This window comes from Novosphingobium sp. TH158 (genome assembly GCF_002855555.1).
In the GTDB taxonomy this organism is placed as follows: Bacteria; Pseudomonadota; Alphaproteobacteria; order Sphingomonadales; family Sphingomonadaceae; genus Novosphingobium.
In genome coordinates this window covers 1-16660 of record NZ_PKRT01000003.1, presented here as the reverse complement: position 1 = coordinate 16660, position 16660 = coordinate 1, and the positions used below count along the sequence as shown (strand labels likewise).

Annotated in this window: 11 protein-coding genes and 1 pseudogene; 5 read left to right on the top strand and 7 right to left on the bottom strand. The window is 63.3% G+C overall.

Translation table 11 applies throughout. The features are described 5' to 3' along the window. Positions 1-88: 88 nt before the first annotated feature. Positions 89-1711 (bottom strand): hypothetical protein, encoded by a 1623-nt coding sequence (locus C0V78_RS14700; RefSeq protein WP_101798691.1) that lies wholly within the window; start codon positions 1709-1711, stop codon positions 89-91. A gap of 174 nt (positions 1712-1885) precedes the next feature. Here C0V78_RS14700 and uvrA point away from each other — a divergent pair, with 174 nt between their 5' ends. Beyond that, positions 1886-4792 carry an excinuclease ABC subunit UvrA gene (gene uvrA / locus C0V78_RS14695; RefSeq protein ID WP_101798690.1) on the top strand — a complete coding sequence of 969 codons (2907 nt, stop codon included), beginning with the start codon at positions 1886-1888 and terminating at the stop codon, positions 4790-4792. A 40-nt stretch (positions 4793-4832) separates the two neighbouring features. Here uvrA and C0V78_RS14690 read toward each other — a convergent pair whose 3' ends face one another. Further along, complete coding sequence (locus C0V78_RS14690) at positions 4833-5657, bottom strand: winged helix-turn-helix domain-containing protein (RefSeq protein ID WP_101798689.1); 825 nt, start codon at positions 5655-5657, stop codon at positions 4833-4835. A gap of 479 nt (positions 5658-6136) precedes the next feature. Here C0V78_RS14690 and C0V78_RS14685 point away from each other — a divergent pair, with 479 nt between their 5' ends. After that, a complete protein-coding gene (locus C0V78_RS14685; protein ID WP_144039931.1) occupies positions 6137-6736 on the top strand; it encodes a hypothetical protein in 600 nt (199 codons plus the stop codon). A 174-nt stretch (positions 6737-6910) separates the two neighbouring features. On the opposite strand, the gene xylA is transcribed toward C0V78_RS14685, so the two are convergent. Both xylA and xylB read right to left on the bottom strand, forming a co-directional pair. Continuing rightward, a complete protein-coding gene (xylA, locus tag C0V78_RS14680; protein ID WP_101798687.1) occupies positions 6911-8224 on the bottom strand; it encodes a xylose isomerase in 1314 nt (437 codons plus the stop codon). Positions 8225-8235: 11 nt separating this feature from the next. After that, positions 8236-9675, bottom strand: coding sequence for a xylulokinase (gene xylB / locus C0V78_RS14675; RefSeq protein WP_101798686.1), 1440 nt, complete (start codon positions 9673-9675; stop codon positions 8236-8238). Positions 9676-9767: 92 nt separating this feature from the next. On the opposite strand from xylB, the gene C0V78_RS14670 reads away from it, so the two are divergent. Then, on the top strand, positions 9768-10823 hold the full coding sequence (locus C0V78_RS14670) for a LacI family DNA-binding transcriptional regulator (RefSeq protein WP_101798685.1): 1056 nt from the start codon (positions 9768-9770) through the stop codon (positions 10821-10823). A gap of 13 nt (positions 10824-10836) precedes the next feature. Here C0V78_RS14670 and C0V78_RS14665 read toward each other — a convergent pair whose 3' ends face one another. Both C0V78_RS14665 and C0V78_RS14660 read right to left on the bottom strand, forming a co-directional pair. Next, positions 10837-11412: a hypothetical protein gene (locus C0V78_RS14665; RefSeq protein WP_101798684.1), complete on the bottom strand. Its 576-nt coding sequence runs from the start codon at positions 11410-11412 to the stop codon at positions 10837-10839. A gap of 47 nt (positions 11413-11459) precedes the next feature. Beyond that, positions 11460-12392 carry a formylglycine-generating enzyme family protein gene (locus C0V78_RS14660; RefSeq protein WP_101798693.1) on the bottom strand — a complete coding sequence of 311 codons (933 nt, stop codon included), beginning with the start codon at positions 12390-12392 and terminating at the stop codon, positions 11460-11462. A 425-nt stretch (positions 12393-12817) separates the two neighbouring features. Here C0V78_RS14660 and traA point away from each other — a divergent pair. Next, positions 12818-14959, top strand: a pseudogene (gene traA, locus C0V78_RS14655) (Ti-type conjugative transfer relaxase TraA); the annotation flags it as partial. A gap of 10 nt (positions 14960-14969) precedes the next feature. Next, positions 14970-15731 carry a DUF6118 family protein gene (locus tag C0V78_RS14650; RefSeq protein WP_101798683.1) on the top strand — a complete coding sequence of 254 codons (762 nt, stop codon included), beginning with the start codon at positions 14970-14972 and terminating at the stop codon, positions 15729-15731. Between the two features lie 414 nt (positions 15732-16145). Here C0V78_RS14650 and C0V78_RS14645 read toward each other — a convergent pair whose 3' ends face one another. Beyond that, positions 16146-16502: a hypothetical protein gene (locus tag C0V78_RS14645; RefSeq protein WP_101798682.1), complete on the bottom strand. Its 357-nt coding sequence runs from the start codon at positions 16500-16502 to the stop codon at positions 16146-16148. Positions 16503-16660 lie beyond the last annotated feature (158 nt).

The following is a 16660-nucleotide window of genomic DNA, read 5'->3' as shown; positions in this document are numbered from 1 at the left end:
GGGCTCCGCTACGCAGCCCATTGCTTCAACTGCGCTGATGCGCAAAACAACCGCCCGGCTCTAATCCCAGCTGGGGGAAAGCTGGGGGTCACGTCACCGGCAATTTGCGATAGAATGACTTTTCGCCAATCGCTTCTCCATCCTTGTTTAGGGCGATGGTGCTGATGGCGTCAGCGGGCTTTTGCTTCGCCATATCCCAAAGAAGAAATCCAATCGGAAAATTGCCCTTGAGGCCATCGAACGATTTGCTGTGCACGACAAAACCATCAAGATATTCGGCCAACCAACGTTCGCGGAAAGCTCCGAAATTGGGTGCGTTGACGTACTTGAGCTTGCTGAACATGGCCAACTTGCACTTGGGCAATTCCGCCATGATCCGGTGCAGGAACTGAACGAAAAGCTCGCGGGCAGCGTAACCAAGGTCCGCCATGCCATGACTGATTCTTGTCTTTGACACTCCTTTTTTCATTTCGGAATTTTTGCCGCTCGAAGCCGTCACATTGTCAATGTTCATTGCCTCTGCATAAGGCGGATTGATCAGCACCAAAATCGGCTTCGCGCCCTTCTTGCCTTCCTTGGCATCGGCAATTGCCTGCCGCAGCGCAGGCGGGACCTTGTTCGAAATCGAATAGTCGATGTTGCCGAAATCATCGATGTCGTCGTTCAGGTAATCGTACTGGAAGATTGTTGCGCCAACGCAGGTGTGGCTGGCACGCATGATGTCGATATCCGCCTGATCCAGCGTGGACATGAAGACATTGCGGTAATTGCTGTGCTTCACTTCCAGATTGCCGACGCCGCAGCACATATCCCAGATGATGTAACGCTGCTGCCAGTTCTCTCCCAACGTGGCCGTCAACTGGTCGTAGGCTTTGTCGACGATATGCAGCGGGGTGTAATAGGCACCCTTGAACTTCTGTTCGTCGAGCGGGAGCAGGCTGTCCCGCCGTTCAAGCAGGTAGTGGCGGTGCTTCGCCTCAGGCGGGCGATGATAGATCGCCCAGAAATTGCGATAGCCGCGCTCGCTGGCCAGTTCATAGGTCTGTCCGTTGAGCAGGAACACCGGCTTGCCGCCATCGTAAAGCAGGCGCGCGGGCAGGTTGGTCATGGTCGCGTTCGCGCCATCGTGCATGATGTCAGCAAAGAACAGCACGGCGAAATCGGCCGGGTTGGCGCTGCCAAGTTCCAGCCCGATCATCGCCACCCATTTGTCGAACACCTGCCGCAGGTTGTCGGGCGTGATCTGGGTGCGGATGATGCGGCCTTCGGCGATGGCCGATTTGACCGCACGGATGAACTCCTTCTCATGGCTGGCGATCTGGTAAACAACGAAATGGGTTTCGATGACCGGGGCGATCTTCGCCGCCAGCACCTTGTCGGCCGCCGAACCGGATTTGGGCCATTCGACGGTCTTGTCCTCAAGGATTGAAAGGGCGTGTTCGGTCGGCATCAGGGCCGCCTTTTCGCGGTCGATCACGGCCAGGAAGCCGGGGATCGGTTCGCCCCGCTTGCGTGCGGCGCGGACATAGACCAGCAACTGCGCGAACATAAGGATCGGCGGGGTGGAGGATTCCTTTGCCTCGAACCAGACTTCCTCGGTCTGGATATCGACCAGTCCCTTGAAATAGGCCTTCAGGCCCAGCGCCTTGATATAGGCGTCCTTCACGTCTTCTTCGGTGCGCGCGTTGGCAAGGTCGGCAAGCAGGCTCATGCAAACGCTTCCGATTTTGTCTGTTCAATGGTCACTGAGGCCCCCTAGCTGGCGTCCTCATCCAACAGTTTCTCGGCCTTGCCAAGTTGCAAGATTCCACCTTTTACCCCGTTTGTGGGCAAGCTGCCGACAGCGGCTTGAACTTTGCGAACAAATCTGGAACAGAGCGCCGCTATGTCGCTGTCAAAGATTGTCGTGCGCGGCGCGCGCGAGCATAACCTCAAGGGTATCGATCTCGAACTGCCGCGCGATGCGCTGATCGTCGTTACCGGCCTGTCGGGCTCGGGCAAGTCGAGCCTGGCCTTCGACACGATCTATGCCGAAGGGCAGCGCCGCTATGTCGAGAGCCTGTCGGCCTATGCCCGCCAGTTCCTCGAGATGATGCAGAAGCCCGATGTCGAGCATATCGACGGCCTCTCGCCCGCCATCTCGATCGAGCAGAAGACCACCAGCCGCAACCCGCGCTCCACCGTCGCCACGGTGACCGAGATCTACGATTACATGCGCCTGCTCTGGGCGCGGGTCGGGGTGCCCTACAGCCCGGCGACGGGCGAGCCGATCTCGGCGCAGACCGTCAGCCAGATGGTCGATCGCGTCATGGCCCTGCCCGAGGGGACGCGCGCCTACCTGCTTGCCCCCGTGGTGCGCGGGCGCAAGGGCGAATACCGCAAGGAACTGGCCGAGTGGCAGAAGGCGGGCTACACCCGCGTGCGGATCGACGGCGAGATGCATGGCATCGAGGATGCCCCCGCGCTCGACAAGAAGTTCAAGCATGACATCGAAGTGGTGGTCGATCGCATCGCCGTGCGCGAAGGGATCGAGACGCGGCTGGCCGACAGCTTCGAACAGGCGCTGAAGCTGGCCGATGGCCTGGCCTATGTCGACCTTGCCGATGGCCCGGTGCCGGGGCGCGAGGCGGAGGATGCCGGCGGCGCCATGAAGGGCGCGGGCCTGCCCGCCAACCGCATCGTCTTTTCGGAAAAGTTCGCCTGCCCGGTCTCCGGCTTCACCATCGAAAGCCTGGAGCCGCGGCTGTTCAGCTTCAACGCACCGATGGGTGCCTGCCCGGCCTGCGACGGGCTGGGCGAAAAGCTGCTGTTCGATCCGCAGCTGGTGGTGCCGAACGAGCATCTCAGCCTCAAGCAGGGGGCCATCGTCCCATGGGCCAAGAGCAACCCGCCAAGCCCCTATTACATGCAGGTGCTCTCCAGCCTGGCGGCGGAGTTCGGCTTCAGCCTGGAAACGCCGTGGGAAGCGCTGCCGGTGGAGGTGAAGATCGTCATCCTGCACGGCACGGCGGGCCAGCCGGTGAACCTCACCTTCATGGACGGGCGCAAGAGCTACACGGTGAAGAAGCCGTTCGAAGGCGTGATCGGCAACCTCAACCGCCGCATGCTGCAAACCGAAAGCGCCTGGATGCGCGAGGAGCTGGGCAAGTACCAGACCGCGCAGCCCTGCGAGACCTGCGAGGGCAAGCGGCTCAAGCCCGAGGCGCTGAGCGTCAAGGTGGCCGGGGCCGACGTGTCCTCCGTCACCCGCCTGTCGGTGGCCGATGCCGTGGCCTGGTTCGGCGCGCTGAACGATCGGCTTACCCCCCAGCAGCAGCAGATCGCCAAGGCCATCCTCAAGGAAATCAACGAGCGGCTGGGCTTCCTCAACAACGTCGGGCTCGATTACCTCAACCTCGACCGGACGAGCGGCACGCTCTCGGGCGGGGAAAGCCAGCGCATCCGCCTCGCCAGCCAGATCGGCTCGGGGCTGTCGGGCGTGCTCTACGTGCTCGACGAACCGAGCATCGGCCTGCACCAGCGCGATAACGACATGCTGCTCGCCACGCTCAAGCGGCTGCGCGACCTTGGCAACACGGTGATCGTGGTGGAGCACGACGAGGATGCGATCCGCCATGCCGATCACATCGTCGATCTTGGCCCCGGCGCGGGCGTGCACGGGGGGGAGATCGTCGCCCAGGGCACGCTGAAGGACATCCTCAAGAGCAAGGCCAGCCTTACCGGCCAGTACCTTTCCGGGGCGCGGCGGATCGAGGTGCCCAAGGCCCGCCGCAAGGGCAACGGCCACATGGTGACGGTGCACAACGCCCGCGCCAACAACCTCACCGGCGTCACCGCGGAATTCCCGCTCGGCACCTTCTGCTGCGTCACCGGCGTCTCGGGCTCCGGCAAGTCGAGCCTCACGCTCGATACGCTCTATGCCGGGGCGGCGCGGGCGCTGAACGGCGCGCGGGTGATCGCCGGCGCGCATGACCGGATCACCGGCCTCGAAATGTGCGACAAGGTGATCGAGATCGACCAGTCGCCCATCGGCCGCACCCCGCGCTCCAACCCGGCCACCTATACCGGCGCCTTCACCCAGATCCGCGACTGGTTCGCCGGCCTGCCGGAAAGCGCGGCGCGCGGGTACAAGGCGGGGCGCTTCAGCTTCAACGTCAAGGGCGGCCGGTGCGAGGCCTGCCAGGGCGACGGCCTGATCAAGATCGAGATGCACTTCCTGCCCGATGTCTACGTCACCTGCGAGGAATGCCAGGGCAAGCGCTACAACCGCGAAACGCTGGAGGTGAAGTTCAAGGGCCACTCCATCGCCGACGTGCTCGACATGACGATCGAGGACGCGGAAGAGTTCTTCAAGGCCGTGCCGCCGATCCGCGACAAGATGCACATGCTCAACGAAGTCGGCCTCGGCTATGTCAAGGTCGGCCAGCAGGCCACGACGCTATCGGGGGGCGAGGCGCAGCGCGTGAAGCTCGCCAAGGAACTCAGCCGCCGCGCCACCGGGCAGACGCTCTACATCCTCGACGAGCCGACCACCGGCCTCCACTTCGAAGACGTCCGCAAGCTCCTCGAAGTGCTCCACCGGCTGGTGGACCAGGGCAATTCGGTGGTGGTGATCGAACACAACCTCGACGTCATCAAGACCGCCGACTGGATCATCGACATGGGCCCCGAAGGCGGCGTGCGCGGCGGCGAAATCGTCGCCACGGGCACGCCGGAGGATGTGGTGAAGGTGGAGCGGAGCTTTACGGGTAAGTATCTGGCGCCGTTGTTGAAACTAAAGGATGACTGCTGATGAATTGCTGTCCGGGCCAGATCATTAAACCTGATTGCGATCAATCATCGTTGCAAATTCGTTTAAGCATGTAGCTGTCATCATGTCGTGAATATATTATCGCATAATCTGGATGCAGCTTTTTACGAATGTGTGATAGCATGACATGTAGCGAACGACGGTTTGAATGCCCGTAATGCTCGTGAATTTCATTCAGCAAGATGTTCTGACTTACTGGCTTATCCATACGCGAGCATAGTTTAGCAAGAATGACATTTTCTCGATCAGACAAGAGATAGTGTTTGAAATTCTGCATGTCACAGGTGCTTGGACCCAACTTGATGATATTCATCTCGGCCAGGCGGCGAAGCCGGGCGTTAACGCGTACTGTCGCTTCAAGCGGGAGGGTGCGGCCATCGAACACGTCGTCGAAGCCAACTGTAAGCAAACGGGCGCGGTCCTTTGGTGTACTTCGGTTCATCACTGCAATTAGCAACTTGCGCTTTAAAACCTCCTTATACAGCCTGAACAGACGGATCATTCGTGTCGGGTCGTTGCTGCATACGAATATCAGGATCGCCGTTTGAAGTGATGGTGGCGCGATGTAGCTTTCCGACACTTTGCCTAGCGGGCAGTCGGGAATAAGCCTTAGCAACCATTCAACTGCGAGATCGGAACGACGATCTCCGAAGTAGACCGCCAAGCCGGGTGCATCTTCGAGATTGATAGGGTGAGATACCTTCTCGAGGTCCTCAGATGCCTGTTCACTGCTTAGGAAGGAAGATGTTTCAGGTCTGCCATGCGGGTCATTTGCAGACGATTTTTCGCGACCGCCCTTTTTAGGTGCGGGTGGGGATTGAGAGCTAAAGCGGTAATCTTCGCTCATCTTTCCCTCCAAAAGGGAATATTTGCGAGACTATATAAAAATCATTCCCCCCTCAATGGATTTAAATCACGAGGAGTATATTTTGCAAGTATATGAAATGGTTAACAATAGTTAATGTATGGTAATGTCATTATTAAAATTCTGAAAAATATGGAAAAATGCATTTTGCGGCGCCATTAAATATGGATATATTGGCATAATTACTTATTTAGTTTTTATGCGCCTCTAAACTGTTGATTATTTATATCAAAACCTTTTTATCAGATGCGACAAGCCTAGTTTGCCTTTCCATGACTGGGCTGATGTGATGCGCTCAAACTTTACGACGCTTGTCAGATGGCGAAAGCTTTCAGGCTGCAATTGTTCCAATTGTTGCCGACGCGGTGCCTGCGATCGAATGATGGCGACCCCATTTTCCTACTCCCCAAAAATCGTATAACTAGCCCGGTTCCCTAGCTTCCCCGTGCCAAGGTGAACCGATGTCTCACAGTTCCGAACCTTCCGCCCGTCGCCGTGCGCCGCGTCATTCCGAGTGGACGCGCGAGAAGATGGTGGATTTCCTGCGCGAGCTGGCCGCCACCCAGTCCGTTTCCCTCGCCGCCAAGGCCGTGGGGATGAGCCGCACCTCCGCCTACAACCTGCGCAACCGCTTGCAGGGCACGCCGTTTTCGCTCGGCTGGGAAGTCGCGCTGGAAATGGGGCTGCACCAGCTGGCCCATGCGGTGATGGATCGCGCGGTGAACGGCGTTGAGGTGCAGCACTATTACCACGGCGAACTGGTCGGCACGACGCGGCGCTTTGACAACCGGCTGGCCACCTGGGCGCTTGAGAACCCGTGGCTGGTCGGTCGCAGCCAGGTGGCGCGCGAGTTTTCCGCCGGGCGCTTCGATGCCCTGCTCGAACGGGTGGAAACCGCCCCGCTCGACTGGACCGAGGACGAGGCGCTGCCCGGTCCTGGCTGGCCCTATGGCGAGGCCGAGGACGGGCAGGCCGCGCAGGACCGCCACGTGCGGCAGAGCTGGTACATTTCCGAGGCCGCGCACGGCGATGCCAAGGGCGCGGCGCGGCGGGGACCGTGAGGGCAGGGCTGCGGGCGTGCGGCGCGCGGTTTTTTTATTCTTCCGCGCGTTCCAGCCGCCCGAATGGCCCGAAAGCCGCAGGAATCCGCCGCCCGGCCAGGTGGACGCGAGGTTTACACGGTGTCAACCTTGTCAACCTCAACGCCCTGCTGGACAGGCGCCGGAAAGGCCTGATCAGAACGCGTTGACCAGGTTCTCGCACCATTCCTGCCGGCCGGACCTGGGCTGCGGCGCGGCGTTGGAACGCACGGCGTGGTCGGCGATCTGGGCCAGCGTGGTGCCCTCGGCGTGGATCATGCGGCCAAGCTCTCCCTGCCAGCCGGCATAGCGTTCGGCGCGGAAGGCCTCGAGCCGGCCGTCCTCGATGATCGCGGCGGCGCGCAGCAGGGCCCGGGCGATCACGTCCACCCCGCCAATGTGGCCGTGGAACAGGTCGGCCGCGTCGATCGACTGGCGGCGCACCTTGGCATCGAAGTTGAAGCCGCCATCGGTGAAGCCGCCGGCGCGGATCACTTCGAGCAGGGCCAGCGTCAGCTCTTCCACCGAGTTGGGGAACTGGTCGGTATCCCAGCCGTTCTGCGGATCGCCGCGGTTGGCGTCGATCGAACCGAAAATGCCGAGCGCGCGGGCCATGGCCAGCTCATGCTCGAAGGTGTGGCCGGAAAGCGTGGCGTGGTTCGCCTCGATGTTGACCTTCACCTCGTTCTCCAGCCCGAAGCGCTTGAGGAAGGCGTAAACGGTCTGCGTGTCGAAATCGTACTGGTGCTTGGTCGGCTCGTGCGGCTTGGGCTCGATCAGGATGGTGCCCTTGAAGCCGATGCGGTGCTTGTGATCGACGACGAGGCTGAGGAAGCGGCCGAAGTTCTCCTGCTCGGTGCCGATCTCGGTGTTGAGGATCGAATCATAGCCCTCGCGGCCGCCCCACAGGACATAGTTGGCGCCGCCCAGCCGGTGCGTCGCTTCCAGCGCGTCGCGCACCTGCAGCGCCGCCCAGGCATAGACCTCGGGGTCGGGGTTGGTCGCCGCGCCCGCCATGTAGCGCGGGTGGCTGAACAGGTTGGCCGTGCCCCACAGCAGCTTGCGGCCGTGCTGCGCCTGCAGCGCCTCAAGGTGGTCCACCGCTTCGGCGAAGGAGGCGCGGAAGGCACTGGCATCATCGGCATCGGCCATCACGTCGACATCGTGGAAGCAGTAGAACGGCAGGTCCAGCTTCTCGACGAAGGCCAGTGCCGCCTCGCGCTTGGCGGCGGCGTTGCGGGCGTCCATCGGGCCTTGCAGCCAGGGGCGGCTGAAGGTGCCCGCGCCGAACACGTCGCTGCCCGGCCAGCAGAAGGTGTGCCACATGCACACGGCAAAGCGCAGGTGGTCTTCCATGCGCTTGCCCATGACCAGCCGGTCCTTGTCGTACCAGCGATAGGCCAGGTCGTTGGTGGTCTCCGGTCCTTCGTAGCGGATGGTGTCGAAGGCGGCGAAGTAGTCGGCGGACATGGGGATTCCTTTCACAGGGTTCGGATAGCCGCAGAAGCGCGGCGGAATTTGGCAAGCCGGGGCGCCAGCCGCTCCACCAGCAGCGGATCGGGCGCGATCTCGCGCATGACGGGCGGGCGGGTGCAGACATCGGCGGGGGAGGCGCCGGTCACGGCGATCTGCGCAAGCTTGGCCGCGCCGAGCGCCGGGCCGACCTCGCCGCCGTCAAGGTAGGTCAGCCGCACATCGAGCGCGGCGGCGATGATCGTGCCCCAGTAGGCCGAGCGCGCGCCGCCGCCGATGACGCAGAGGTTTTCCACCACGGTCCCCGCCTCGCGCAGCGCCGCCAGCCCGTCGGCATGGGCAAAGGCGACGCCTTCGAGCACGGCGGCGGCGATGCGGCCGGGGTCGGTCTCGTTGTCGAGCCCCAGGAAGGCGCCGCGCAGGTGCGGGTCGTTGTGCGGGGTGCGCTCGCCCGAAAGGTAGGGCAGGAACAGCTCGCCGCCCGCCGCCGGGCCGGCAGCCTCTGCCGCGGCGAAGAAAGCGGGCACGTCCAGCCCGGCGTTGCGCGCCGCCCAGTCGACGCAGCTGGCGGCGGAAAGGTGGACGCTCATCTGGTGCCACAGGCCCGGCAGGCAGTGGCAGAAGGCGTGGACGGCACGCGCCGGGTTCGGCCTGAAGTCGCCCGTCGCGACGAAGATCACCCCCGAGGTGCCAAGCGAGAGCAGGGCATCGCCATCGGCTACGACGCCGACCCCGGCAGCCCCGGCGGCATTGTCGCCCGCCCCGGCGGCAACCGGAACCGGATCCATCCCCCAGCGCGCCGCCACATCGGCGCGCAGGCGGCCGGTAGCCTGGCTGCCTTCGTAAAGGCGCGGCATCTGGTCGCGGGTCAGGCCCGTTGCGGCGAGCATCGCCTCGCTCCAGTCGCGCGCGCCGGTATCGAGCCACAGCGTCCCGGCGCTGTCGGACATGTCGCTGGCCTTGTCGCCGGTCATCACCAGCCGGACATAGTCCTTGGGCAGCAGCACGGTGCGGACCTGCCCGAACAGGTCCGGCTCATGGCGGCGCACCCAGGCCAGCTTGGGCGCGGTGAAGCCGGGCATGGCGATATTGCCGGTGATCGCCCGGGTCTGCGGCTCGGCCTGCTCGATCTCCGCGCATTCGGCGAAGGAGCGGCCATCGTTCCACAGGATCGCCGGCCGAAGGGGGCGGTCGTCGGCGCCCAGCAGGGTGGCGCCGTGCATCTGGCCAGCAAGGCCGATCCCGGCGACGGCACGGCGAAGGTCTGCCGGCAGGCCCATGACAGCGGCCTGCGTGGCGCTCCACCAGTTGTCCGGTTCCTGCTCCGACCACAGGTCATGCGGCCGCGATACGGCCAGCGGGGCACTCGCCTGGGCGCGCAGCACGCCCTGGCCGTCGATGACCACAGCTTTTACGCCGGATGTGCCGATATCGATTCCGAGAAACATTTGCTCTCCCTCGCAACTATGTTAGCGTTAACCCGCGTGACAATGCAAGCGGGCAGCTTGCGACAGGCGTGACGGAATTATAGGGAAGCCGGATGGCAGGGGGTGAAGTCAGCAGAATAGCAGGGCGGCGGAGCCTTTCCGGGCCGACGATCGCTGATGTCGCGCAGCTGGCCGGCGTCTCGACGATGACCGTGTCGCGCGTGGCCAACCAGAACCCGCGCGTCAGCGAAGAGACCCGGCAGAGGGTGCTCTCTGCAATCGCCCAGCTTGGCTATGTTCCCAACCAGGCGGCCCGCAAGCTGGCCGGGCGGCGCGAGTGCCGGATCGGCCTGCTGCACAGCAATCCCAGTTCCGCCTATCTCAACGAGTTCCTTGTCGGCAGCCTCGAGGCGGCGGCGCAGGTCGATGCCGAGATCGTTGTCGAGGCATGGCCCGCGCAGGCCAGCCTGGAAGAGGTGGTTGCGCGGCTGCAGTCGCACCGCATCGATGCCGTGCTGGCCCCGCCACCACTGTGCGACAACGCCGACCTGCTCGATGCCTTGCAGCATATCGGTGTTGCCATCGCGCAGATCGCCACGGGCCAGCCGATGGCTGGGGCGACCGTCGTTTCGCTTGACGACCGCGATGCTGCCCGCGCCATGACCGCGCACCTTGTCGGCCAAGGCCACCGCCGCATCGCCTTCATTCGCGGCGCTGCCGACCAGACGGCCAGCGTGCTGCGGCAGGCGGGCTACGAAGATGCCCTGGCCGAAGCCGGCATCGCGCTCGACCCCGCCCTGATCGCCGATGGCGAGTTTACCTATCGCTCCGGGCTGGCTGCGGCGGAAAAGCTGCTGGCGCTCGATCCGCCGCCGACCGCAATCTTTGCCAGCAACGACGATATGGCCGCCGGCGTGCTTTCAACCGCCCACCGCCACGGGATCGACGTGCCGCAAGGGCTGTCGGTCGTGGGCTTCGACGATTCGGCGATTGCCGATACGGTCTGGCCGGGCCTTACGACCATTCGCCAGCCGGTCGCGGAAATGGCGCGACGTGCGACGATCGAACTGGCCGAGCGGGTGCGGAACGAGCAGGACCGCGAGGCGCGGCGCACGATCCTGCCTTACACGCTGGTGAAGCGCGAATCCGACAGCACTCCGGCGGGGTGAGGGGGATTGCTCCCTAGCGGAAGCCGGTAACCACCTGCGCGCCGAGCAATCCGCGCGCGTAAGTCACCTCGACGGAGGCGGGCTTGCTGGCCTGCCACCGCTGATAGTGTCCTTCGGGAATGAAGTAGCGCCCCGATGCCAGGGCCGCATCGTTCAGGTCGGTCCGCAGCCACGCCCAGTGATAGCGTTCCTTGCTCTTGCTTACGGCGGTCACTTCCGTGCGTTCCAGGCGCATCCGCACGGTGCTTTCGCTGCCGAGCGCAGCCCCGTTGATGCTCGGCAGGACGCCGGTGGTCCACACCGCCCAGCCCATAAGGCCAGTGACCAGGCAGAGGATGCCGGCGGCCTTGTGCACCCGCCGGTCTTCGATCGCGCGCACCGTGTAGCGCCAGACCAGCGCCGCGGTCAGCGCCGAGGCGACAAGCCCCGCGAGCTTCAGTCCGGAACCGGGGGCAATGTCACGCGGCCAGCGCTCGCCAACCAGCACCATCAAGGCCAGCGTCAGCGCGAAGGGTACCGCAAAAGGCAGGATTACCTTCACGAAAAAGCTCGCCGGAACGGCGGCGCGTCGGGATGCAGCCTTGGCCATGCAAAAGGCATAGGGGCGAAGGGTTTAGAAAATCGTTAGTCCGCCAATCAGTTCCGGCGAACGCACCTGAAGCCGATGTGGCTGGTTGACGTGTCGATCATTTCCGGGTGCCGCGCGGCGGGGCGGAAGCGCTGGCAATAGTTCACCGCGCACAGGTGCGAACCACCCTTGATCACCTTGCGCCCGATCCGCACTTGCGGCTGGCCGGGGTCGAAGCTGTCCTTCAGCTTGCCGCCACGCAGGTTGCGCACGGCACAGCATGAATCGCCGGCCTTCTTCGCCTTCAGCGCTTTTGCCGGGTTTTCCGCCCACCAGTCGGCAGTCCATTCCCAGACATTGCCAATCATGTCGAACAGGCCGAAACCGTTGGGCGGATAGCTGCGGACGGGTGAGGTCCGCTCCCAGCCATCCTCGCGCGTGTTGGAAAAGGGGAACAGGCCCTGCCAGTAATTGGCCAGCATCCTGCCGCCGGGGGCAAGCTCGTCTCCCCAGGCAAATTCCTGCCCTTCCAGCCCGCCACGCGCCGCGAATTCGTGCTCCGCCTCGGTGGGAAGCTCCTTGCCGGCCCACTTGGCATAGGCCGCGGCGTCCGGCCAGGCGACATGGACGACGGGGTGGTCCCACAGGTCCAGCGCATCGAGATCGCTGTCCGGGCCATAGGGATGGCGCCAGTCCGCCCCGAAGCAGAACTCCCACCACTGCGTCACGTCTTCCATCGGCACCGGGCCGGACGTCTTGCGAAAGACCAGCGAACCGGCGCGGGCCATTTCCGGAAGCATGCCGGGATAGTCGCGGGGATCGGGGGCGATCTCGGCCTGGGTGTGATGCCCGGTCTCGGCAACGAAGCGGGCAAACTGGCGATTGGTGACCGGCGTTGCATCTATCCGGAAGGGATCCACGTGCACCCGGCGAAGCGGCCGTTCCTCGGGATAGAAACGTTCCGATCCCATGGTGAAAGTGCCCCCGGGAACGAGCACCATCTCATCCCGGGAATCATCCTGCAGCGCCACGTCCGGCCAATCCTCTGTTCCGATCAGTCAGACTCTGCCAGTTCGCGCAGACCAGCACAACCGGCCCTTGCGGCCGGCGAAAGCTCGGCGGCTAAGGCCGGGCCCCTGCGGGACACCCCTGCCGAATGCAGAATGATGAGAAGAAAAATGGTGCCAGAAGAGGGACCGTGATGTGTAGACAAGGCGTTACATCACAACGCTTTATTGCCCTGATTCGCTGATTCGATACCGTCAAAAATACCGTATCGCGCTCCGGCTTGGTCCTCGATGAGGACTCAAATCGCTGCGGGCAATGTTTCGACGCTTAGCGAGGTTGGCACTTGCTTCAATCAGAGACGATGCGAGCTCGATTAGTGGCGTGGCAACTGTAGCGTAGCTCTGTATCAAATCGCTTGGTGGCAAACGGACAGGCGACGTTCACAACCCGCGACCTTGCCATGTTCGTGCATCGGCACAGCGACGGGAAAGAGCAGTTCGATTTGGCGATGAGCGCGGTGCGCGGTTCGTCCGACCTGATCGCGCTGGGCAAGGACAGTCGCGGCGAAGATCGGTTCACATCGCGCCAGATGATCGAGACCGAACAGCGGCTCGGGCGCGTATCGGAATTGCTCGCGGAGCGCGAGCGGCATCAGGTCGAAGGCAATGGCCGGGAAGGCGCGCTGGCGCGCGCGGCTGAGCGCGGCCTTGCGCTTTCCAGCGAGCAGCGCGCGGCGTTCGAACATATGACCGATGGGCGCGGCCTGAGCGTCGTTGTCGGCTATGCCGGGACTGGCAAGAGCGCGATGTTGGGTGTGGCGCGCGAGGCATGGGAGAGCGCCGGCTATACCGTTCGCGGTGCGGCGCTGTCCGGCATTGCCACCGATGGGCTGGAGCATGGTTCGGGCATTGCCTCGCGGACCATTGCCAGCCTTGAACACCAGTGGGGCCAGGGCCACGAATTGCTCACCTCGCGCGACGTGCTGGTCATCGACGAAGCGGGCATGGTCGGCACGCGGCAGATGGAGCGCGTTCTCTCCCATGCCGCCGACGCAGGCGCGAAAGTTGTCCTGGTTGGCGACCCGCAGCAGCTCCAGGCCATCGAAGCCGGAGCGGCGTTTCGTGCGATCCACGAACGGCACGGCGGTGTCGAAATCAGCGAAGTGCGCCGCCAGCATGACGGCTGGCAGCAGGAGGCTACGCGGCATCTCGCTACCGGGCGCACCGGCCTTGCCATTCACGCCTATGAAGAACGGGGCATGTTGCATGTTGCCGAGACGCGAGAAGCTGCGCGCGGCGAGCTGATCGAGCGTTGGGATCGAGAACGGCAGGGCAGTCCTGGCGATACGCGGATCATTCTCACCCACACCAATGACGAGGTGCGCGAACTCAATGACGCGGCGCGCGGAAAGCTGCGCGCCAGTGGCGAACTGGGCAATGACGTGGCCATCCGCGCGGAGCGTGGCGACCGCCAGTTTGCCAGCGGCGACCGCATCATGTTCCTCCGCAATGAGCGGGGCCTGGTCGTCAAGAATGGCACTCTGGGCACCGTCGAGCAGGTGGCGCCGCAACGCATGGCCGTGCGCACCGACGATGGCCGCAACGTCGCTTTCGACACCAAGGACTATGCGCACATCGATCATGGCTATGCCGCCACGATCCACAAGGCGCAGGGCATGACCGTGGACCGGGCGCATGTGCTGGCAACGCCAGGCATGGATAGCCATGGTGCCTATGTCGCGATGTCCCGCCACCGTGATGGCATGGCCCTGCACTATGGCCGCGATGACTTCGCCGATCAGTCGAAACTCGTCCGAACGCTCAGTCGGGAGCGCGGCAAGGACATGGCGAGCGACTACAAGCCAGAGCAGCAGTTCGCCGAACGGCGCGGCATCACCTTCCGCGAGCGGATTGTCGACATCGCCCGGCAGTTGCCGGAACGGGCGAAGTCGATCTTCGCCGGATTCCGCCCGCAGGCACACAAGCTCGAAGCCTTGCCACCCGATCAGGCTGGCCTCTCCGATCAGCGCCGGGCGGTCGAACGCTATGCTCGTGCCGCCGCCGACATCGGGCAAATGCGCGAACAGGGATTGCCGGTGCTGCCCCACCAACGCGACGCACTGGAGAAGGCTGGAAAGGCTCTCGATGCGGTCCGCCCGCATGGCAGCGCCGACCTCGCCAGCGCCTTGCAGCGCCAGCCCTCGCTGGCCCGAGAGGCCGCCGATGGTCGCAGCCAGGGCGCAATCCGCGCCATGCAACTTGAAGCGGAATTCCGCGTCGATCCCGCGCAGCGCGCCGACCGCTTTGTCAGCGACTGGCAGCGGCTTGGGCAGGCCCGACAGGCCATGCAGCGCGATGGCGACACCAGGGGTGCGCAGAGGCTCACCTACCGTATGGCGGACATGGCGAAGAGCCTGGAGCGCGACGCGCAGGTCGAATCCCTGCTGCGCGGTCGCACCCGCGAACTTGGCATCAAGACAGAACTCGGTCGCGATCTGGGCCGCGACCTTGCCGCCTCCATCACGATGGAGCGGAGCCGGTCAATCGGCATGGGCCTTTAGGAGAAGCGCGATGGATACCGATGATGTGGACCTGAAACTGGACCTTGAGCCGGAGCCTGACCCGCCCGCCCCGGAGGTCGCAGGCGATCCCGCAGCCGAGGCCTTCGCCCGCCTTGAAGGCGAGCTGGCGCTCATGCGCCGGGCCGTCCAGCACCTTGCCGCCGAGCGCGCCGACATTGTCATTCCCGATTACGGCGCGACCCTGACCGACATGGCCAAGCGGATGGGCGCAATCAGTGAGAGCCTGAAGGGCATGGCTGGTCATCCGGCGATGCAGATGACGCCTGACAGCATTGGCAATCGAATCGCCGCAGCAGCCGAATCGGCACGGCGGACAGATCACGACCGGATCAGCCAGGCACGGGACGATTTGCACCATGCGGCCCAGGCTATGCGCAGCGTCACCGCCCACGCCCGTACCGCCGCCGAGCAGCGGCAGCAGCTCTACCAGGTGGCAGGCGGAGCTTTTCTGGCAGGCATCCTGCTATGGTCTTTCCTTCCCGGCACAATCGCCCGCGCCATGCCCGATAGCTGGCATTGGCCCGAGCGCATGGCGGCCCGGATGGTAGGCGCACCCTCACGCTGGGATGCTGGCGCGCGGCTGATGCAGAGTGACAGCGCCGAGGCATGGAGCACACTGGCGCAGGCCGCTGACATCCAGCGCGATAACCGCGATGCCATTGACGCTTGCCGGAGGGCTGCCGCAACCTCGCAGCAGCCAGTTCGATGCACCGTCAGGATTCGTCCTGCGCAACAGCCGAAGGGCAGATAATGGGATCAGCCAAGTTGAGTTGGCGTCCCAGCAAGGGCCGACAAGGCTCATTCCAACCCACACAAAATGTGGGAAGCAATGTGGGATCACATTTTCAGAACGTCCACTTTATCGTGTAAAAACAACACGATAAAGTGGTTGACTGGTGCCAGAAGAGGACTCGGCATCGCGAATATTTGTTTTTGTTATCAGATATTTGCTGTCGCGCAAAAATTCGAAGCCCCCAAAGTGGCCCCCACCAGTCTAAGTTTTTGATGGTTCGAGTCTTGATCTAGCCTGATTGATAGCGAAGCGCAGTGATGCCAGCTCAATGGATAGGCCGTCAACGTTTGTCATCATCCGCATTGCTTCGGTGGATGTAAGCCTATGCGATCGGGGTGGGGCTGGGTGTTGACCCAGCCCCGCAAACTTCATTCAGCGATGACGCTTCGCAATCTGTGCGCGAACGCGATTGTAGAATGCCCTCCGCTGGCTCTTACTTGGCAACGTGCTCTTGCGGCGGCTCGCGCCCGCCGTCTTCGCAACTTTGGCTTTCGCGACCCGGACCGGTGAGGTGCCCATGATGCGAAAAGGGAGGTAACGCTTACTGCCCTTTGCCTGACGGAGCTTGATCCAAAACATCCAGATGTCGAAATCTGAAGGGATTGTCACGGGGACTGGCCGCTTACGATGCCAGTCGGTCAGCTTCTTCCGCAACGACTGGCGGATAACCTTGCCATCGCCGACGCCAAAAATGATATCCAGCATTTCGATCTGGCTCAGCCCTTCCAATACGCGCAAGGCCAGCTCTGGTCGGTATCCCTTTTGGGTATCGAAGAACTTATACGATCCCTGACGTGACCCCCAGCTTTCCCCCAGCTGGGATTAGAGCCGGGCGGTTGTTTTGCGCATCAGCGCAGTTGAAGCAATGGGCTGCGTAGCGGAGCCCG